The 17772-nt window shown below is 70.3% G+C and carries 20 protein-coding genes; 11 read left to right on the top strand and 9 right to left on the bottom strand.

Features of this window, described 5'->3' with window-relative positions:
• The first annotated feature begins 87 nt into the window (after positions 1 to 87).
• Positions 88 to 480 carry a helix-turn-helix domain-containing protein gene (locus tag LG334_RS01650; RefSeq protein ID WP_404382684.1) on the top strand — a complete coding sequence of 131 codons (393 nt, stop codon included), beginning with the start codon at positions 88 to 90 and terminating at the stop codon, positions 478 to 480.
• A 66-nt stretch (positions 481 to 546) separates the two neighbouring features.
• Here LG334_RS01650 and LG334_RS01645 read toward each other — a convergent pair whose 3' ends face one another.
• A complete protein-coding gene (locus LG334_RS01645) occupies positions 547 to 873 on the bottom strand; it encodes a YnfA family protein (RefSeq protein WP_404382682.1) in 327 nt (108 codons plus the stop codon).
• A gap of 34 nt (positions 874 to 907) precedes the next feature.
• Entirely contained in the window at positions 908 to 1810 is a 903-nt protein-coding gene (gene folD / locus LG334_RS01640; RefSeq protein ID WP_404382680.1) for a bifunctional methylenetetrahydrofolate dehydrogenase/methenyltetrahydrofolate cyclohydrolase FolD, read from the bottom strand.
• A 143-nt stretch (positions 1811 to 1953) separates the two neighbouring features.
• On the opposite strand from folD, the gene LG334_RS01635 reads away from it, so the two are divergent.
• From LG334_RS01635 to LG334_RS01600, 8 genes are all read left to right on the top strand, one after another.
• Positions 1954 to 2601 carry a helix-turn-helix domain-containing protein gene (locus tag LG334_RS01635; RefSeq protein ID WP_404382678.1) on the top strand — a complete coding sequence of 216 codons (648 nt, stop codon included), beginning with the start codon at positions 1954 to 1956 and terminating at the stop codon, positions 2599 to 2601.
• A gap of 65 nt (positions 2602 to 2666) precedes the next feature.
• Entirely contained in the window at positions 2667 to 3134 is a 468-nt protein-coding gene (locus LG334_RS01630; RefSeq protein ID WP_404382676.1) for a hypothetical protein, read from the top strand.
• Positions 3134 to 3829, top strand: a complete 696-nt coding sequence (locus LG334_RS01625) for a DNA-3-methyladenine glycosylase family protein (protein WP_404382674.1) — start codon at positions 3134 to 3136, stop codon at positions 3827 to 3829. Before LG334_RS01630 ends, LG334_RS01625 begins: the two co-directional genes overlap by 1 nt.
• Before the next feature lie 90 nt (positions 3830 to 3919).
• Complete coding sequence (locus tag LG334_RS01620; protein WP_404382672.1) at positions 3920 to 4465, top strand: hypothetical protein; 546 nt, start codon at positions 3920 to 3922, stop codon at positions 4463 to 4465.
• Positions 4466 to 4530: 65 nt separating this feature from the next.
• A complete protein-coding gene (locus tag LG334_RS01615) occupies positions 4531 to 5346 on the top strand; it encodes a rhomboid family intramembrane serine protease (protein WP_404382670.1) in 816 nt (271 codons plus the stop codon).
• Positions 5347 to 5740: 394 nt separating this feature from the next.
• A complete protein-coding gene (locus LG334_RS01610; protein WP_404382668.1) occupies positions 5741 to 5926 on the top strand; it encodes a hypothetical protein in 186 nt (61 codons plus the stop codon).
• A gap of 99 nt (positions 5927 to 6025) precedes the next feature.
• Positions 6026 to 6433: a polymer-forming cytoskeletal protein gene (locus LG334_RS01605; protein ID WP_404382666.1), complete on the top strand. Its 408-nt coding sequence runs from the start codon at positions 6026 to 6028 to the stop codon at positions 6431 to 6433.
• A 105-nt stretch (positions 6434 to 6538) separates the two neighbouring features.
• On the top strand, positions 6539 to 8932 hold the full coding sequence (locus tag LG334_RS01600) for a PAS-domain containing protein (RefSeq protein WP_404382664.1): 2394 nt from the start codon (positions 6539 to 6541) through the stop codon (positions 8930 to 8932).
• 94 nt (positions 8933 to 9026) lie between these two features.
• On the opposite strand, the gene LG334_RS01595 is transcribed toward LG334_RS01600, so the two are convergent.
• Entirely contained in the window at positions 9027 to 10589 is a 1563-nt protein-coding gene (locus tag LG334_RS01595; protein WP_404382662.1) for a gamma-glutamyltransferase family protein, read from the bottom strand.
• A gap of 108 nt (positions 10590 to 10697) precedes the next feature.
• Here LG334_RS01595 and LG334_RS01590 point away from each other — a divergent pair, with 108 nt between their 5' ends.
• Together LG334_RS01590 and LG334_RS01585 are read left to right on the top strand one after the other, a co-directional pair.
• Entirely contained in the window at positions 10698 to 11399 is a 702-nt protein-coding gene (locus tag LG334_RS01590; RefSeq protein WP_404382660.1) for a metallophosphoesterase, read from the top strand.
• A gap of 78 nt (positions 11400 to 11477) precedes the next feature.
• Positions 11478 to 12161: a hypothetical protein gene (locus tag LG334_RS01585; protein WP_404382658.1), complete on the top strand. Its 684-nt coding sequence runs from the start codon at positions 11478 to 11480 to the stop codon at positions 12159 to 12161.
• Positions 12162 to 12183: 22 nt separating this feature from the next.
• Here the strand turns inward: LG334_RS01585 and LG334_RS01580 are convergent, their stop codons facing one another.
• From LG334_RS01580 to LG334_RS01555, 6 genes are all read right to left on the bottom strand, one after another.
• Positions 12184 to 12897, bottom strand: coding sequence for a M48 family metallopeptidase (locus LG334_RS01580; RefSeq protein WP_404382656.1), 714 nt, complete (start codon positions 12895 to 12897; stop codon positions 12184 to 12186).
• On the bottom strand, positions 12882 to 13358 hold the full coding sequence (locus LG334_RS01575) for a YcgN family cysteine cluster protein (RefSeq protein ID WP_404382654.1): 477 nt from the start codon (positions 13356 to 13358) through the stop codon (positions 12882 to 12884). Before LG334_RS01575 ends, LG334_RS01580 begins: the two co-directional genes overlap by 16 nt.
• Complete coding sequence (locus LG334_RS01570; RefSeq protein ID WP_404382652.1) at positions 13300 to 14547, bottom strand: polyhydroxyalkanoate depolymerase; 1248 nt, start codon at positions 14545 to 14547, stop codon at positions 13300 to 13302. The genes LG334_RS01575 and LG334_RS01570 overlap by 59 nt, the downstream gene beginning before the upstream one ends.
• A 306-nt stretch (positions 14548 to 14853) precedes the next feature.
• Entirely contained in the window at positions 14854 to 16209 is a 1356-nt protein-coding gene (locus tag LG334_RS01565; RefSeq protein ID WP_404382650.1) for a cobyrinate a,c-diamide synthase, read from the bottom strand.
• 13 nt (positions 16210 to 16222) lie between these two features.
• A complete protein-coding gene (locus LG334_RS01560; RefSeq protein ID WP_404382648.1) occupies positions 16223 to 16849 on the bottom strand; it encodes an SCO family protein in 627 nt (208 codons plus the stop codon).
• A 31-nt stretch (positions 16850 to 16880) separates the two neighbouring features.
• Complete coding sequence (locus LG334_RS01555) at positions 16881 to 17627, bottom strand: sulfite exporter TauE/SafE family protein (protein WP_404382646.1); 747 nt, start codon at positions 17625 to 17627, stop codon at positions 16881 to 16883.
• Between the last annotated feature and the right edge of the window lie 145 nt (positions 17628 to 17772).

Below are 17772 nucleotides of genomic sequence, written 5' to 3'. Positions count from 1 at the left end.
TATCGTCCCCGACGGGGACGCAATCGTGGAGAGGCGCGGCCACAAGCGCCCCCGCGGACGCCGAGGGTTAGAAGGGGTAACCGACTTATGAACAACATGTCCATGCCCCGCGCGGGCAAGCCCATCAACCGGGCGACCGACATCGACCGATTCGTCGGCCAGCGCATTCGCGAACGCCGCATCATGATGGGCCTGTCCCAGCAGCAGATGGCCGACATGATCGGCGTCACCTACCAGCAGGCCCACAAGTACGAGCGCGGCATCAACCGCATCTCGGCCGGCCGGCTGTTCGAGATCGCGCAGGTGTTGAACGTGGCGGTCAGCTACTTCTTCGACGGCCTAGAGGGCGATGCCGGCGACGACATGGGCCAGCGGCAGCGCATGTGCCTGGAACTGGCGCGCAACTTCAGCCAGATCAGCAACGAGCGCCATCAGGAAGCCCTGAGCCAGCTCGCCCGCGCCCTGGCCAGCCAGTCCTGAGGGGCGCGCATCGACCGAAGGACGCGGCGGCGCGGGGCGATCTGCCTGCGCGGCGCCGCCGTTCGGTCACGCCCCGCGCGGGCCGAACAGGATGATGCCGGCCCCCGCCAGGCAGGCGGCGGCGCCGACGAGATCCCAGCGGTCCGGGATGACCCCCTCCACCGCCCACAGCCATACCAGCGACGCCACGATGTAGACGCCGCCATAGGCCGCGTAGGCGCGTCCGGCCATGGCGGCCTCGGCGAAGGTGAGCAGCCAGGCGAACAGCGCCAGGCTCACCAGCCCCGGCAATACCCACAGCGGCGACTTGTCGAGCCGCAGCCACGCCCAGAAAGCGAAGCAGCCGGCAATCTCTGCCAACGCCGCGGCGGGGTAGACGATCAGCGTCTGCACGGTCCGCCTCCCGTCTGCTCGAGCGGCCGCCGGCTCAGGCGTCCAGTTCCTCGGGCACCGGCACGCCCGCCTGCAGGCAGGTGGCGCGCACCGTGTTGTAGAGCAGCATGGCGATGGTCATGGGGCCGACGCCCCCCGGCACCGGCGTGATGCCGCCGGCCACCGTGCTGGCCGTGGCGAACTCCACGTCGCCCACCAGCTTCGTCTTCCCCTCGCCGGCATCCATCCGGTTGATGCCCACGTCGATGACCGTGGCGCCCGGCTTGATCCAGTCGCCCTTGATGAAGTTCGGCCGGCCCACGGCGGCGACCAGGATGTCGGCCTGGCGGCACTCGGCGGCCAGGTCGGCGGTGCGCGAGTGGGCCACCGTAACCGTGCAGCTTTCGTTCAGCAGCAGCCCCGCCATGGGCTTGCCGACGATGTTGGAGCGGCCGACCACCAGCGCCTTCTTGCCCGACAGGCCCTCGGCGCCCAGGTGGTGGCGGATCAGATGCAGGCAGCCCAGCGGCGTGCAGGGCACGGTGCCCGCCCCGCCTGTCCACAGGCGCCCGGCGTTGATGACGTGAAAGCCGTCCACGTCCTTGTCCGGATGGATGGCCGCGATCACCGCCGCCTCGTCGATCTGTTTCGGCAGGGGCAGCTGCACCAGGATGCCGTTGACGCGCGGGTCCTCGTTCAGCTGCGCCACCAGCTTCAGCAGGTCGCCCTCGGTGGTCTCGGCCGGCAGGCAGTGCTCGAAGCCCTGCATGCCGGCCTCAAGCGTCGCCCTGTTCTTGTTGCGCACATAGACCTGGCTGGCCGCGTCCTCGCCGACCAGCACCACCGCCAGGCCGGACGTCAGGGCGTGGCGGTCCTTCAGCGCCGTCACGGCCTGGGCCACGCGGCCGCGCACCGTCTGGGCGTAAGCCTTGCCGTCGATCAGGGTCGCCTCGGTCATGGATGGGGTCTCCGGCCTGGTGATGGGGTTGCTGCGCCCTCCATACTCCGGCACGCACCGGCCCGCAACCCGCTCGGGCTTCTCGGCGGCCCGCGCGCGGCCTATAGTGCCGGGACGCCTTGACGATTCGACCGGACCCGACCGTGAGCCGCCAGCCGACCACCGCCCGCAAGCCTTCCGTCTCCACCGCCGCGCCGCCGCGGGCGCAGCGCGACGGCACCAGCCTGGAGACCGCCATCGGCCTGCAGGTGCGCGAGCTGCGCAACCGCCTGGGCATGACGGTGGTGGACCTGGCCCGCCAGGCCGACCTGTCGCCCGGCATGCTGTCGAAGATCGAGAACGGCCAGACCTCGCCGTCGCTCTCGACATTGCAGAACCTGGCCCGCGCGCTCAACACGCCGGTCACCGCCCTGTTCCGCAAGTTCGAGGAACAGCGCGACGCCACCTTCGTCAAGGCCGGGCAGGGCCTTGCCATCGACCGCCGCGGCACCAAGGCGGGGCACGACTACGCCCTGCTCGGCCATTCCATCGGCAAGCAACTGGCGGTCGAGCCGTACCTGATTACGGTGACCGAGATGAAGGAGGTCAACCCCACCTTCCAGCACGCGGGGTTCGAGTTCCTCTACCTGCTGGAGGGCGCCGTGGACTACCGCCACGGCCAGAAGGTCTACGAGATGGAGCCCGGCGACAGCCTGTTCTTCGACGCCGAGGCCCCCCACGGGCCGGAGGCCCTGCGCCGCCTGCCCATCCGCATGCTGTCCATCATGGTCCACCAGCACGACACCGAATGACGCCGGCGCATCAGGCACACGCGCCCCGGCGTTGATGAATCGGACCCCGAACGAAGGCCGCCGCCATGCAGCTCCGTCACTTGCTTTCCGTTTCCGCCATCGCCGCCCTGCTGCTTCTGTCCGGCTGTGCGTGGCAGCAGGAGGGGGCGGGCGTGGTCACCAGCGAGGCCGGCGCCCCGGCCGGGCGGGCCACACTGTTCATGGAGGAGAAGGCCGGGTGGCCGACGCCGCTGGCAACCGTCACCCTGCCCGACGGCGAGACCTTCACCGGCAAGGTCATCCCCGAGCGCACCGAACCCACCACCGGATTCGCCGTCGGCACGGGCTGGGGCACGCATTCGCGCGTTGGCGTGGGCTCCACCATCATCCTTTCGGGGCCGGAGCGCACCAGCCGCGCCTCCGCAATGCTGCTGAGCGAGGCCGGCAAGAGCATGACCTGCGACATCCGCACCGTCACGCCGGGCGCGCTGCGCAGCGGCGGCTTCGCCCGGTGCGACATCTCGGACGGCCGGTCCGTGGCGCTGGAGTTCTGATGGACACCGCCAGCGACCGCGCATCAGCCGCCTCGCCCCTGCACGACGCCGACCGCCTCGCCACCCTTCTGGCGACGGTGGCCGAGGACTGTCCGCGTGTCGCCCGGGCACTGGCGGAGGTGGGGCCGCCGGCGCCGCGGGTGCGGCCGGCCGGCTTCGGCAGTCTTCTGCGCATCATCATCGACCAGCAGGTGTCCACCGCCGCCGGCGCCGCCATCTGGGACAAGACCGTGGCGGCCTTCGGCGGCGCGGCGCCGACGCCCGAGGCCGTGGCGGCGGCCAGCGAGGACACGCTGACGGCCTGCGGCCTCTCCCGCCCCAAACGGCGCTACGCACGCGCGCTGGCGGAACGGATCGTGGAGGGGCGGCTTGACGTCGACGCCCTGGCCGACGCCCCCGACGACGCCGTGCGGGCGGCCCTGTCGCCGGTGCCGGGCATCGGGCCGTGGAGCATCGACATCTATCTGTTGTTCTGCCTGGGCCGCACCGATGTCTGGCCGGCCGGCGACCTGGCGCTTCAGGCCGCGTGCCATGCCCTGCACGACCTTCCCGCCCGCCCCGACGCCAAGGCCATGACCCCGCTCGCCGAAGCCTGGCGCCCCTGGCGGGGCGCCGTGGCGCTGCTTCTGTGGCGCTGGTACGGCCGCATGCTCAAGCCCGGCGGCGGCGGCGTGCCGATGGCCGGTGGCGGGTAAAGGCCGCTTCCGCACGTCGTTTTTATTGCGACGCACATACATGTCCCCTAACATCTTCTGGCAATTATGGAAAAGTGGGGGACTTAGAAAATGCGCCATTTTGCAGTTATCGCCGCGATTTTTTTCCTCGCCGGGTGCGTATCGGACAGTGGCCGCGACTACGGCGAGCCCGTCCGTCGGACGATCACGGCGGCCGAGAGCCTCATCCAGTTTCCGTCAACGCCCGACATCGGCCTCCGATCGATCCAGTCGGAGCAGTATCCTTCGAACTACTACACGGAAAAATACGCCTTCAACGGCGGCTGGGCCGAGTTGGTCCGCATACAAAAAGTCAACTACTACATGCGTCGGCCGGCAGCCACCGACCTCGCCGGCCAGGCGAAGGGCTGGCGGTATCGCGGGCAGCCTGTCCAGGCGGCCAGCCTGACCCCTCAGCAGTTCGGCAGCATCGTGTACGCGATCGCTCCCATTCGCGACGAGACGTGCTTTTTGTTCCGCCAAGGCGTGGCGCCACAGTACGGCGGTTTCAAAGCCATCCTTAGCGGCATGTACTGCGAAGACAGCGACGGCCTGAACCGCGACGAGTTCCGCGAGCGCACGCTCGACTACCTCCGCCGCGTGAAGTGGCGGGACTGACCGGTTGGGCGCGGGCTCGGCCGCCTGCCCTTGCGCGCGGCCATACCCGCCCCCACTCTACGGTCATGCTGTTTCTGCCCATCGCCGACGACAACCCGACGCGCCGCAAGCCCTTCGTCACCTGGACGATCATGGGCCTTTGCGTCTTGGTGTTCCTGTGGCAGCAGAGCCTGGCTCCGGTGGAGCAGCGCGCCGCCCTCTACAGCTTCGGGGTCGTGCCCACCGTGCTGTTCGGCAACAAGACCCTGCCTCCGGAACTGGCGGTTATCCCCGGCTGGTTGACGGTGGTGACCAGCATGTTCATGCACGGCGGCTGGCTGCACCTGGGCGGCAACCTGCTCTACCTGTGGATCTTCGGCAACAACGTCGAGGACAGCATGGGCCACGGGCGGTTCATCGCCTTCTACCTGCTGTGCGGCACCGCCGCCGCCCTGGCCCAGAGCCTGCCGGCGCCGTTTTCCGAGATTCCCATGGTCGGCGCGTCGGGCGCCATCGCCGGCGTGCTGGGCGCCTACCTGATCCTGCACCCGCGCGCCAACGTCCGCGTGTTCCTGTGGATCATCATCCTGATCCGCATCATCAACGTGCCGGCCTTCATCGTGCTGGGCGGCTGGTTCCTCATGCAGTTCATCTCCGGCGCCAACGCCCCGGTGGACGCGGGCGGCGTCGCCTTCCTGGCGCACATGGGCGGCTTCGTCGCCGGTGCGGCGCTGATCCCGGTGTTCCGGGCGCGCGGCGTGCCGCTGTGGAGCGGTTCCCGCACCCGCGCCTTCACGGTCACCCGCCCGCGCGAGCTGCGCGGGGCGGGCAGCGTGCCCAACGTCGACCTGCCGCCCCGCCACCGCGAGCCACCGCCGCGCCGGCGCGGGCCGTGGGGATGAAACGGCCATGCGGCGGGACTGAAACATCATCAGGAGCAACAGCGTCGACGGTCTGCGGAGTCGCGGCCCCATGCCATGCCGCTCGGCGCGCCGGACGGGAGAACCCGGCCGCCTACACCTTTTTTGCAGCGCTTGTGTTGCCTGTTCGCCACACCTGCCGTTGTTATTGAATCACAGGCCCTTGCCCTGCGGCCTTGAGACGGTGTCTTATCCGCGACCGGATACCCGGTGACGATCATCACCGGCCGGGCGTTCCCGTCCATGGTAGGGCTTGGTCTCTGCGCTATCATCGGGACGAACACCCGCGACGAGGCGGAGCCCGTCGACAGATCGACAACCATGCACTCCGGCGGCCGGGCGATGGTCCGCCGCCGACGCTTGAGGATTTGCGACGATGCAATACGGGGATCTCAGGAACCTCATACAGCGCACCATGGACGACGCCCGCAGGACCGGGCGCGACGCCGTGGGCGCCCACCGGGCCGCCGTGCGCGCCGTCATGGCCGTGCGTCCGGACCTGTCGCCGCTGGAAGCCCTGGACGCCGTGCGCGGCCAGGCGGAAGACGCCCGCCCGGCCTGAGCGCCGGGCGGGCCGCCGCCCCGCGCGCGACCCGCAACCCTCGGACCATCCCGCCTCCCCCCTCGGTTTCGTCCGCGACCTGGACCACGGATACTGCCCATGACCGCCGATCACTCGCTCTTCGCCGCCGATCTCGTCGTCACCGGAACGGTGACCGGCCGGGGACGGCTTGACGTCGACGGGCGGGTGGAAGGCGACGTCAGCGTGCAACACCTGAGCGTCAACCGCGACGGCACCCTGACCGGAAACGCCCGCGCCGACGACGCCCTGCTGTCGGGCAGCCTGGTCGGCACCATCCGCGCCCAGAAGGTCACGGTGGCGCGCTCCGGCCGCCTGTCGGGCCTGGTCGAGTACGAGGTCCTGGGCATCGAGCCCGGCGGCACTTTCGAGGCCGAGTGCCGCCCCACCACCGCTCCCGCCTTGGAAACCGGCCGCCGCGCCGCCGCCGCCGGGCAGGAACCCGCCGCGCCCGGTGCCGCCCGACGGCTGGCGCCCGGCCCGGCCTGAGGCTTTTCCCTTCCCCCGACCCGTCACCTCCCCCTGCCCCCGGCGCATCATAAGGTGTACACTCCTCGCCTTAAGGACCCGCCGAGCAGGGAGCCCGAGCCGACCGTGACAGCCTCCGCCCCCGTTCCCACCGCCGCAGCCCAGGAGCTTGCGGCGGATCATGCGGACGTTCTCCGCGCCATCGACGCCCTGCGGGTGGGCCTCGCGACCTTCGACGCCGAGGAGCGCCTGGTCTGGTGCAACCACCAGTTCCGCTACACCTACATGTCGCTGCAGTTGGCCGACGACCTGATCGGCATGACGCTGGAGGAGATCCTGCGGCTGGAGCTGGAGAACGGCGAGATCGCCGGCGAACTGGCCGCCCGCCAGCCCGACCGGTGGTTGGCGGAAATGCTCGCCTTCCACCGCAAGAGCAGCTACGAGCCGCTGGAGCAGCGCTTGGCCGACGGGCGCTGGATACAGGTCAAGATCCGCCGCACCGACGACGGCGGCACCATCGGCCAGTGGAGCGACATCACCCAGTCCAAGCTGGTGCAGCTGCGGCTGGAGGACAGCGTCAACAACACCGCCGACGGCTTCGCCTTCTGGGGCCAGACCGAGCGGCTGGTGATGTTCAACGACCGCTTCGCCAAGCTGATGACCGGCCTGGACGGCCCGCCGGTCGCGGGCATGCCCCTGCGCCACATGCTCCAGCAACTGGCCGATTCCGGCAAGCTGGTGCTGGAGGAGACCGGCACCGAATGGGTGGACGGCTTCCTGCGCGACCGCCGCAAGCCCGAAAGCGAGCGGGTGCTGGACTACGTTTCGGGCCGCAGCTATCTGGTCAAGGAACGGCGCACCCGCGACGGCGGCGTCGTCACCGTGCTGACCGACATCACCGACCTGAAGGAAAAGGAGCGCCAGCTCATCTTCCGCGGCCAGACGCTGGAAGCCACCATCTCGGAGCTTGAGATGGTGCAGGCGACGCTGGAGGAGCAGGGCGCCGAGCTGGCCGGTACCGCCGAGCGCCTGGCCGAAATGCAGGCCCAGAGCCGCGCCATCATCGAGGCCGTGCCCGACCTGCTGCTGACGGTGGACGCCGACGGCGCGCTGCGGGAAATCCTCTCGCCGGACCACGAGGACCTGCCCTTCCTGGCCGACCACGCGCCAGGCAAGCGCCTGCACGCCCTGATGCCCGAGCAGACCGCCGACCAGATCCTGGCCGGCGTGCGGGCCGCCGTGGCATCGGGCCTGCCGCAGCGGGTACAGTATGCCGCCGCGGCCGACGACGGCACGCCCCGCTGGTTCGACGCCCGCATCGCCGCCAAGGCCTTCGACGAGGCGCTGGTCTGCGTGCGCAACATCACCGAAATGCGCCGCATCCAGGACAGCCTGGAAGAGGCGACCGCGCTGGCGGAAAAGGCCAACGCCGACAAGACGCGCTTCCTGGCTGCCGCCAGCCACGACCTCCGCCAGCCCATCCAGGCGCTGAACCTGTTCATCCATGCGCTGACGGGCCGCGAACACGACCCCGGCTCGACCGAGATCATCAACAAGATCGAACGGTCCGCCACCGCGCTCGGCGACCTGCTCAACGGCCTCTTGAACATATCCAAGCTGGAGGCCGGCATGGTGGAGCCGGTGGAGACCGTCTTCCCGCTGGGCCGGCTGTTCGACCGGCTGATGCTGGAATACGGGCCCATCGCCCAGTCCAAGGGGCTGACGCTGCGCACCGTACGCACCGGGCTGACCGTGCGCACCGACCTGACGCTGCTGGAGCGCATCGTCGGCAACTTCCTGACCAACGCCATCCGCTACAGCCAGAAGGGCCGCGTGCTGTTCGGCGCCCGCCGCGTCGGCAACGCCGTGCGGATCGAGGTCTGGGACACCGGCATCGGCATCGAGGACGCCAACATCCCGCTGATCTTCCAGGAGTTCCATCAGGTCGAGAACGCCGCCCGCAACCGCCGCGAGGGCCTGGGCCTGGGGCTGGCCATCGTCGACCGCCTGGCGACCCTGCTGGAGCATCCGGTCACGGTCCGCTCGCAGCCGGGCAAGGGCTCGGTGTTCGCGGTCACCGTGCCGTTGGCCGAGCCCGTTGAGGACGACCCGGCCGCCGACGAGGACCTGGAGGACGTGGACCTGCAGGGCGTGGTGATCCTCGCCATCGACGACGAGCCCGACATCCTGGAGGGCATCGAGGCCAGCCTGACCCAGCAGGGCTACCGCGTACTGACGGGCTGCAACGTCCGCGAGGGCGTCGCCGCCTGCCTGGAAGCCAACTCTGTGCCCGACGTGATCCTCTCCGACTACCGGCTGGAAGAGGGCATGACGGGCATCGACGCCATCCACCGCGTCCGCGACAGCCTGGGCGGCCCCATCCCGGGCATCCTGCTGACCGGTGACACGGCGCCGGAAATCCTCCGCCGCACCCAGGCCAGCGGCTTCCCGCTGCTGCACAAGCCCCTGCCCGTCCACGACCTGCGGGCGGCCATCATCAACGTTCTGAGCGGCGGCTGAGGGGCGGAAAACATCCGCGTCTTCGCGTCATCATGTCGGCACAACGTCGAGACAATGTAAACAAATCGTCGACGTTGTGCCGACACATCGCGGGTCACGCCTCCGCCACGGAGCCCTCGGCGCGCGGGTCGGCGGCGCCTTCCGTCCGCCCGTCGGGATGACGGACCACGGCACCGGCCTGGCCCGTCAGCGCGTTCGGCGCAGCAATCATGCGCACTGCATGACCGGCGGCGCGCAGGGCCTCCACCACGCGGGGGTCGGCGCCGTTTTCCAGTTTCACGTCGTCGGCGTCCTCCGGCCCGTCCTTGCCCAGACGGAAGCGCGGAGCCGCCATCGCCTCGTCCAGGGGCTGGCGGTAGGTCAGGTGGCGCGCCAGGATCTGCGCCACCGCCTGGGGCTGGGCGTCGCCGCCCGCCGCACCGGCCATCATGCGCCGGCCGTCCTTGAGCACCGCCATCACCGGGCTGAGCGTGTGCGGCGGCAGGCGTCCGGGCGCCACGGCGCGCGGGCTGCCGGCGTCCAGGGCGAAGGCCGCCGCGCGGTTGTGCAGAATGACCCCCGTCTGCGGCGACACCACACCGCTGCCGAACTCCGCGTACAGGCTTTGCAGGGTGCAGGCCATGCGCCCTGCATCATCGATGGCAGCCAGGAACACGGTGTCGCCCGGCGCCGCGTCCACGGGCCAGCCCAGCGCCAGGTTGGGCACGATGTCCGACGCCCGCATGGCAAGGTCGGTCGCACCCAGAAAAGACGCCGCATCGGCGCTCATGGTATCGGGGTCGGCGAGCACAGCCTCGCGCACCAGCACCGCCTGCTTGGCGGCCTCGATCAGGCCGTGCCAGTGGTCGAAGCCGTCGGGCTCGGGCGCCTGGAGGCGGTCGAACAGCCCCAGCATCATCAGCGCCGTCAGCCCCTGGGTCGGCGGCGGCGGCGCATACACCGACCCGATGCGCGAGCGCAGGGCCAGCGCGCCCACCATGCGCGCTGCATGAGACGACAGGTCGGCGCCGGTCAGCGGGCAGTCCGCCACCGCCAGGTCCGAGGCCAGCGCCCGCGCGGTCTCGCCGCTGTAGAAATCCGCCAGCCCCGCCTCGGCCAGCCGCTCCAGCGTCGCGGCGAGGGCCGGCTGGCGCAGGGTGCCGCCGGTGCGCTCCACCGTCTGGGCGAAGCCGGGCCAGGAGGCGGCCTCCGACTCCAGCCGGTCGAGGACCTCCGCCAGATGGGGCGAGACCGCGACACCGTCGCGCGCCAGATCGACGGCCTCTGCAAACAGGCGCGACAGGGGCAGCCGGCCGGCGTCCTCGTGCCGCAGGGCCCGCGCCCAACCGGCCACCGTGCCCGGCGCGGTGAGCGCGGCGCGGGGGCCGCGCGCCGGCACCTCGGTCAGTCCCTCGGCGCGGAGGATCTCGGCCAGCGCCCCCGCCTGCTCGCCGGCCCGGCCGATGCTTTCCACCACCGCCGGTGCGGCGTCGTCGGGACCGGCGAGCAGCCATACGCCATCGCCGCCCAGCCCCGTCATGTGCGGCCACACGGCGGCGCAGACGGCGGAGGCGGCAACCAGCGCCTCCACCGCCGTGCCGCCCTCGCGCAGGATCGCGGCGCCCGCCTCGGACGCGCGGGCGTGGGGGGCGACGACGAGGCCGGGGCTGGCGGTCATGGCGGCGGCTCCTAGGCTGTTCATACAACAGGAAAACGCGCAGCTTAAGCAAAGGCGCGCACGCATGCCATGGTCGGCGCCCCCGGCCTGTGCGATATTTCCGGAACGATGACCACGCTGCTGTTCTGCGGCGACCCCCACGGCGTCTTCGGCCCCATGGTCGACGCGGCGCTGGGCGCCGCCCCCGACGGGATCGTCTTCCTGGGCGATCTCTGCCCCGACCGCCCGCTGGAGCGGGAGTTGGCCCCCTTGCTGGAGGCGGGCATTCCCGTGGCGTGGATTCCCGGCAACCACGACGCCGACCGAGAAGACTGGCTGGACGGGCTGGCCCGCGCCGACGGCCTCATCACTCCCGGTGACATCCACGGTCGGGTGGTGAAGATCGCGGGGGTGCGCGTGGCGGGGCTGGGCAAGGTGTTCCGGGGCCGCATCTGGCACCCGGAGGTGAACGGCGGCCGGCCGCGCTTTCGCTCGCGGGCCGAGATGACCGCCGCCCTGCCCCATCACCAGCGCTGGCGCAAGGGCGTGCCGCTGCGCCACCACGGCACCCTGTTCCACGAGGACGTGGACGCCCTGCGGGGGCTGCGGGCCGACGTTCTGGTCACCCACGAGGCGCCGTCGACACACCCCAACGGATTCGCCTTTCTGGACGGAGTGGCGGCAGAACTGGGCGTGCAAGCGGTCTTCCACGGCCACCACCACGTTCACTATGCGGCCGGACTGCCTGGCGGCGCGCGGGTTCACGGCGTCGGCATCCGGGGGATTACGGCCTTGGATGGCGACATTGTCCTTCCGGGCGGGTTCGAGTGACGCCGGCGCCGGCAGCCCCGGCGCCACTGCCTCCGTTGGTCCGGTGAGAAACCGGAAAACCGCAACAGGAGGCCGTTCATGATCAAGTCCGCCGCCACCGGCGCCGTGCTCGCCCTGATTGCCGCCGCCGCGCAGGCGCCGGCGCTCGCGCAGGATAACCAGCAGCAGGGCCAGCAGCAGGGCCAGCAGCAGGGCCAGCAGCAGCGCCACGACTATCTCGGCACCCTTCAGGCCATGAACGGCAGCAGCCTGAGCGGCATGGTTGCCTTCAAGACGACCGACGAAGGCCGGCTGATCGCGTCGCTGGGGGCCTCGGACGTGTCGCCGGGCATGCACATGGCGCACATCCACGGGTTCACCGGCGAAAACCCCGGGGACGCCACCTGCCCCACCGACGATGCCGACGCCAACGATGACGGCCTGATCGACCTGATCGAAACCGAGGCCGTCGCCGGCAAGACGCTGGTGCCGCTGACCGGCGATCCCGCGTCGCTGACCATCAAGGGCGCCAAGGGCTATCCGCGCGCCGACGAGGACGGCAGCGTGCTGTACCTGGAGACCGCCGACATCCAGACCCTGGAACAGGCGCTGCAGAAGGCGCACGGCACGCCCCTGGCGCTGGACAAGCGCGTGGTCTTCATTCACGGCCTGCCCGACGGCGTGGACGTCCCCGACAGCGCCCAGTCGCTGCCCGACGTGCCGGCTAGGCTGACCCTGCCCATCGCCTGCGCCGAGATCGAGGTCAAGCCGATCGAGGAATGATGCCGGCCGCCGCCCCGCGCCTTCAGCCGTAGCGGTGCAGGGTGGTGCCGTGCTGCTTCAGCCAGTGGCGCGGGGCGGCGTTGTCGGGCATCAGCTCGGTGACCAGGTTCCAGAAGCGGTCGCTGTGATTGAGTTCGACCATGTGGGCGACCTCGTGGACCACCACGTACTCCAGCACCCGTTCGGGCGCCAGCACCAGCCGCCACGAGAACGACAGGGCGCCCGACGAGGAACAGCTGCCCCAGCGCGAGCGCGTGTCCCGCACCGTCACCCGCGCCACGCGCTTCCCCAGCGCCCTGGCGTGGGCGTGGGCGCGGGGGCCGATTTCCTCCCTGGCGCGCTTCATGAGGAAGTCGCGCACGCGGCGCGGCACATGCTCGGCCCGGCCTGAGGCCCAGAGGGTGCCATCCTCGGCCCACACCCCGCGGCGGGCCGCGGGATCATGGGCGATGACGTGCGGCGCGCCCAGCAGTGGCACCGCGTGGCCGGGCTCGAACGGCACGCGCGGCGGCATGTCGGCCAGGCGGGCGCGGACCCAGTCGGTCTTGTCGTGGACGAAGCGCAGGGCGTCGCGCGCGGTCAGCCCCGGCGGCATGACCACCAGCAGCCCGTCCGTCATGGCGTTGACGCGCAGGGACATGCGGCGGGAGTTGGCCGCCGTTTTGACGGTGACCGGCAGCGTCCGGCCGTCGATGACGACGGTCGGCGTGCCTTGCGCCTTCAGAGATCGGGCCATTCGACGATGTGATGTTGCAGGGGGCCGGCGCGGGTTTCGCTGATGACGCGGCCGCGCACCGACACGCCGGCCTCGTGCACCGTCTCGGGGTCGCCCGAGACCAGCGGATGCCACCAGGGCAGCGGCTGCCCCTCGGCCACCAGGCGGTAGGCGCAGGTGCCGGGCAGCCAGTTCAGGCCGCGAACGTCCTCTGGCGTCAGCTGGACGCAGTCGGGGACGTAGCGGAACCGGGTCTCGTACCTGGAGCACCGGCACGTCCCCACGTCGAGCAGACGGCACGCGACGTTGGTGTGTTCCACCGGGCCGAGCGTGCCGTCCTCGTCATCCTCTTCCTGCAGCTTGTGCAGGCAGCACTTTCCGCATCCGTCGCAGAGCGATTCCCACTCTGCGACGGTCATGTCCTCAAGCCGCTTCGTTTCCCAGAAGGGCCTTGTCGTGCTCGCGGATGAAGGTGCGGACATGGGGCAGGATTTCCTCGCGCCACCGGCGTCCGTTGAAGATGCCGTAGTGGCCGACCTTGGGCTGAAGATAGTAGCGCTGCTTGCTTTCCGGCAGGTTGACCAGCAGGTCGTGAACCGCCTTGGTCTGGCCGACGCCGGTGATGTCGTCCTTCTCGCCCTCGACGGACATGAAGGCGATATCGCGCACCGCCGCAAGATCGACCTTTCGGCCGTCGATTTCAAGCTCTCCGCGCGGCAGTTGCCACTCCTTGAACACCTTGCGGATGGTCTGGAGGTAGAACTCCGCCGGAAGATCCATCACCGACATGTACTCGTCGTAGAACTTGCGGTGGCCTTCCGCCGAATCGCCGTCGCCGCGGATCAGGTGGCGGAAGTAGCGCAGGTGGGCGTCCATATGCCGGTCCATGTTCATGGACATGAAGCCCGACAGCTGCAGGAAGCCGGGATAGACCTTGCGCATGCGGCCCTCGTAGTGGACCGGCACCGTGTGGATGACGTGGTTGTGGAACCAGTCCATGTCCTTTTCGGTGGCGAAGTCGTTCACCGCCGTCGGGTTGGCGCGGGTGTCGATCGGACCGCCCATCAGAGTCACCGACGCCGGACGGCACGGTTCCTCGTCCTCGGCCATCAGCGCCGCGGCGGCGGTGACCGGCACGGCCGGCTGGCACACGGCCATCACATGGGTGTTGGGGCCCAGGTGGCGCAGGAAGGCGCGGACATAGTCCACATAGGTGTCCAGGCAGAACTTGCCCGCCGACAGGGGCACGTCGCGCGCATTGATCCAGTCGGTGATGTAGACGTCGTGCTCGGGCAGCAGCGCCTCCACCGTGCCCCGCAGCAGGGTGGCGTAGTGGCCCGACAGCGGCGCGACCACCAGCACGCGCGGATGGTCGGTGTCGACGCCCATGCGCTTGAAGTGCTTGAGGTGGCAGAACGGCAGTTCCAGCGCGTTCTCCTCCACCACCGGCACGGCGGAGTTGTCGACCGTGGTGGTCGGCAGGTCGAAGTGCGGCTTGGGATACTTGCGTGTCGCCCGTTCGAAGACGTCGGCGGTGGCCACAAGCGTCTTGGCCACGCGCGTGTAGCTCACGGGCAGCCAGGGGTTGCTGTAGACCTGGTGGACGGCGTGCGCCATCGCCCGCATGGGAGCCATGGCGGCGTGCTGGAATTCGTGCAACTGGTACAACATGTTGGCTATGCCTCTCCGATCCCCGTTTCCTTGGTCTGGCTTCGTGGCGGCCGGGTTATTTTTGTGGCCGAATTCCCTCGACGGCTAACATCAATGCACAAGGCGTCACGTTTCCGCAATATCCAGAATGCCACGAAAGTCCTGTCGGTTGCTGCAAAGTTGCAACGTCCGTCGGCACCGAATGCACTAACGTTTTGATTTTCAGTCTTTCGGGCGACTTCTTCCGACTGTCGACGAACAGTCGATTGATGCATTGCAGCATGGCCAAAAATCAGCCCGCGTGGCCTTTCCGCAACAGCCCGCGCCTCAGGCGGGGCCGGGTGCGGACGCGATCAGGTGCACGAAAGAGCCCATGACGGACCCCCGCCGCAGGCCTTGAGAGCCGTGCTCGGCATCCAGGGCGTCGCGGGTTTCGAACAGCGGCGCAGCGCGCGCCGTATCCTCGGACAGGACCGTGGCGTAGTGGAACTCGTGCCCCTGGAAGGACGCGCCGGACGGTCCCAGCGGCCCGTCGTCGCGCAGCGTTGCGACGCGGTATCCCAGGTGCAGCCGGCGCGCCGCGAAGCTGGTCTCCAGCGGCAGCAGCCCGGCCATGCGGTGCCGGATGCCGGCGGCGTCGGTGAGCGTCTCGCCCAGCACCATGTAGCCGCCGCACTCCCCGAAGATCGCGGCCCCGCGCGCCGCCGCATTCTCCAGGCCCTTGAGGAACCGCCGGTTGGCCGCCAGCCGCCCGGCGTGCAGTTCCGGATAGCCGCCGGGCAGATAGATGGCGTCGACCATGCCGTCGGGGGCCTCGTCGGCCAGCGGCGAGAAGGGCGTCACCGTCACCCCGCGCGCATACCAGTCGTCCAGCAGCGCCGGATAGGAGAAGGCGAACGCCGCATCCCGCGCAACCGCGATCCGCGCCCCCAACGGCGGCATCACGTGGCCCGGCGCCGTCGCCTCGACGGCGGGCGGCGTCAGGGCGGCGTGACGGGCCAGCGCCGTCAGGGCGTCCAGGTCCAGGTGGGCCTCCACGGCATCGGCGGCGGTGTCCAGGAAGGCGCGCAGGTCCGGGTGCTCCAGCGCCTGGACGAGCCCCAGGTGCCGGCTCGGCAGACCCAGGTCCTTCAGGCGCGGCAGGCATCCCAGCACCGGGATGTGCGGCAGGCTGTCGGCCATGGCCTTGCGCAGGATGTCGGCATGGCGGCCGGGGCCGACCTTGGTGAAGACCACCGCCGCGACGCTCACATCCGGCCGGTGGGAGGCGAAGCCGCGCACCACCGCCGCCGCGCTGGCCGCCTGGCCGGAGGCATCCACCACCAGCACCACCGGCAGCCCCGTCAGCGCCGCCAGCGACGCCGTCGAGCCGTCGCCGCCCACGCCGTCGGCCGGCGCGCCGTCGAACAGGCCCATGACGCCTTCCACCACCAGCAGCCGCCCGCGCCGCGCCTGACGGTCGAGCTGCGTGGCGATCCGCGCGGGGGCCATGGCCCAGGTGTCCAGGTTCAGGCAGGGCGCACCCGACGCGGCGGCGTGAAAGGCGGGGTCGATGTAGTCGGGCCCCACCTTGGCGGACACCGGCGCAGCCCCCCGCCGCGCCAGCGCACGCAGCAGGCCGAGGGTCAGCGTCGTCTTGCCGCCGCCGCTGGAGGGCGCGGCGATGATGAGGCCTGGAATCACGACGCTCTGGTCCTTACGCCCCGGGCACGCCCATGGCCTCGCGCAGGCCGTCGGCCATGGCGTCGGGCGGGACGCCGTGGCTGAAATGGCGCACGAAGTCGCCCTCGGGGTTCATCAAATAGGTGACGGAGGAATGATCCATGAGGTATGGCCCGTCCTCCTGCGGCTGCTTCTTGTAGTAGGCACGGTAGACCTTCACGGCCGCGTCCACCTGCTCCGGCGAGCCCGTCAGGCCCACCATGTCCGGGTGGAAGTGCGAAACGTACTTGCCCACCGCCTCGGGCGTGTCGCGCTCGGGATCGACGGTGATGAACACCGGCGTGATCTTCTCCACCGTCTCCGGGTCCAGGCCGTCCAGCGCGGCGGCCACGGTGCCCAGGCTGGTGGGGCAGACGTCGGGGCAGAAGGTGTAGCCGAAGTAGACCAGCATCCATTTGCCCCGGAAATCCTTGTCGGTGACGGTCTCGCCGGCGCCATTCACCAGCTCGAACGGGCCGCCGATGGAGACGGCGGCGGTGGTCTCGCTGGTCGAGGCGCCGGGCACGGCCACACCGAACCAGTGAGCCAGGCGCGGTCCCAGGCCGATGGCGACCACGACCACCAGGGCGGCAACGATTCCAAGGACGGTCTTCATGTTCATGGCAGGTCTCTTCGATCGCAAAGGAGGGGCGTCAGGCGACCATGGTCACCGCCAGGTATGTGAGGACTCCGGCGTTGAGCAGCAACAGGGCCGGCGCCACCTTGGCGACGAGGCCGCTCCACCGCTGCCCGGCCAGATGGCCGGCGATCCCGACGCCGAACAGCGCCGGCATGGTGCCCAGCGCGAAGGCGATCATGCCGAAGGCGCCCGCCACCGGATCGCCGCTGGAGGCCGCCGCCGCCAGCGCGCCATAGAGCAGGCCGCAGGGGATGAAGCCCAGCATCAGCCCCAACGCATAGCCGCGCCAGCCCGTCGGCGTGGAGAACAGCGGCCGGGCGGCGCGTCCCACCTTGGCCGACCACCAGCTTTCCGCCTGCCGCCCGCCGGGCAGGGCCATCTTCAGCTTGGGAATGGCGTAGCCCAGGAACAACAGCGCCGCCAGCGCCAGAAGGCCCGCCGACAGCCACCGCAGCCCCTGCATGTCGCCCAGCGACCCGGCGGCCAGCGCCAGCGCCGCGCCCAGGGCGGCGTAGGTCGTGGTGCGGCCGAGCTGGTAGGGCAGGAGTGCGGCGCCCGTCAGCCGGTGCCACTCGCGCATCCTGCTGGCCGGGATGTTTTCCAGCCGGCTCGTGACCTGGCTTAGGACGAAGGGGCCGCACATGCCGGTGCAGTGGGTCAGCCCGCCGATCAGCCCGGCCATGACCAGGCTGACGAGCAGGCTGCCGCGCTCGGTGAAGACGGCCTCGCAATGGCTGAGGCCGGCGGCGAGCGATGTCATGAGGGCGTTCTGGTCCACGGTCGGCGGTCCTGCGAAAGCGGCTGTGATGGCCTGTGGTCCGGCGGTCCTGGTCTGCGCGTGGCGCCCGCCGGAAGCGCCACAGCATCACCCCCAGACTATGAAGGGGCCATGATATTCCGCAACC

Source organism: Caenispirillum salinarum (assembly GCF_044803115.1).
Classification (GTDB): domain Bacteria; phylum Pseudomonadota; class Alphaproteobacteria; order Rhodospirillales; family Rhodospirillaceae; genus Caenispirillum; species Caenispirillum salinarum_A.
This window is presented reverse-complemented; position numbering and strand designations above follow the sequence as displayed.

Coding starts and splice junctions, on each gene's coding strand:
- LG334_RS01580 (WP_404382656.1), bottom strand. CDS start 12,897: ATGGCCCGATCTCTGAAGGCGCAAGGCACGCCGACCGTCGTCATCGAC.
- LG334_RS01590 (WP_404382660.1), top strand. CDS start 10,698: ATGACCACGCTGCTGTTCTGCGGCGACCCCCACGGCGTCTTCGGCCCC.
- LG334_RS01615 (WP_404382670.1), top strand. CDS start 4,531: ATGCTGTTTCTGCCCATCGCCGACGACAACCCGACGCGCCGCAAGCCC.
- LG334_RS01595 (WP_404382662.1), bottom strand. CDS start 10,589: ATGACCGCCAGCCCCGGCCTCGTCGTCGCCCCCCACGCCCGCGCGTCC.
- LG334_RS01555 (WP_404382646.1), bottom strand. CDS start 17,627: ATGACATCGCTCGCCGCCGGCCTCAGCCATTGCGAGGCCGTCTTCACC.
- LG334_RS01630 (WP_404382676.1), top strand. CDS start 2,667: ATGCAGCTCCGTCACTTGCTTTCCGTTTCCGCCATCGCCGCCCTGCTG.
- LG334_RS01650 (WP_404382684.1), top strand. CDS start 88: ATGAACAACATGTCCATGCCCCGCGCGGGCAAGCCCATCAACCGGGCG.
- LG334_RS01560 (WP_404382648.1), bottom strand. CDS start 16,849: ATGAACATGAAGACCGTCCTTGGAATCGTTGCCGCCCTGGTGGTCGTG.
- LG334_RS01575 (WP_404382654.1), bottom strand. CDS start 13,358: ATGTCCGCACCTTCATCCGCGAGCACGACAAGGCCCTTCTGGGAAACG.
- LG334_RS01605 (WP_404382666.1), top strand. CDS start 6,026: ATGACCGCCGATCACTCGCTCTTCGCCGCCGATCTCGTCGTCACCGGA.
- folD (WP_404382680.1), bottom strand. CDS start 1,810: ATGACCGAGGCGACCCTGATCGACGGCAAGGCTTACGCCCAGACGGTG.
- LG334_RS01585 (WP_404382658.1), top strand. CDS start 11,478: ATGATCAAGTCCGCCGCCACCGGCGCCGTGCTCGCCCTGATTGCCGCC.
- LG334_RS01620 (WP_404382672.1), top strand. CDS start 3,920: ATGCGCCATTTTGCAGTTATCGCCGCGATTTTTTTCCTCGCCGGGTGC.
- LG334_RS01610 (WP_404382668.1), top strand. CDS start 5,741: ATGCAATACGGGGATCTCAGGAACCTCATACAGCGCACCATGGACGAC.
- LG334_RS01625 (WP_404382674.1), top strand. CDS start 3,134: ATGGACACCGCCAGCGACCGCGCATCAGCCGCCTCGCCCCTGCACGAC.
- LG334_RS01570 (WP_404382652.1), bottom strand. CDS start 14,547: ATGTTGTACCAGTTGCACGAATTCCAGCACGCCGCCATGGCTCCCATG.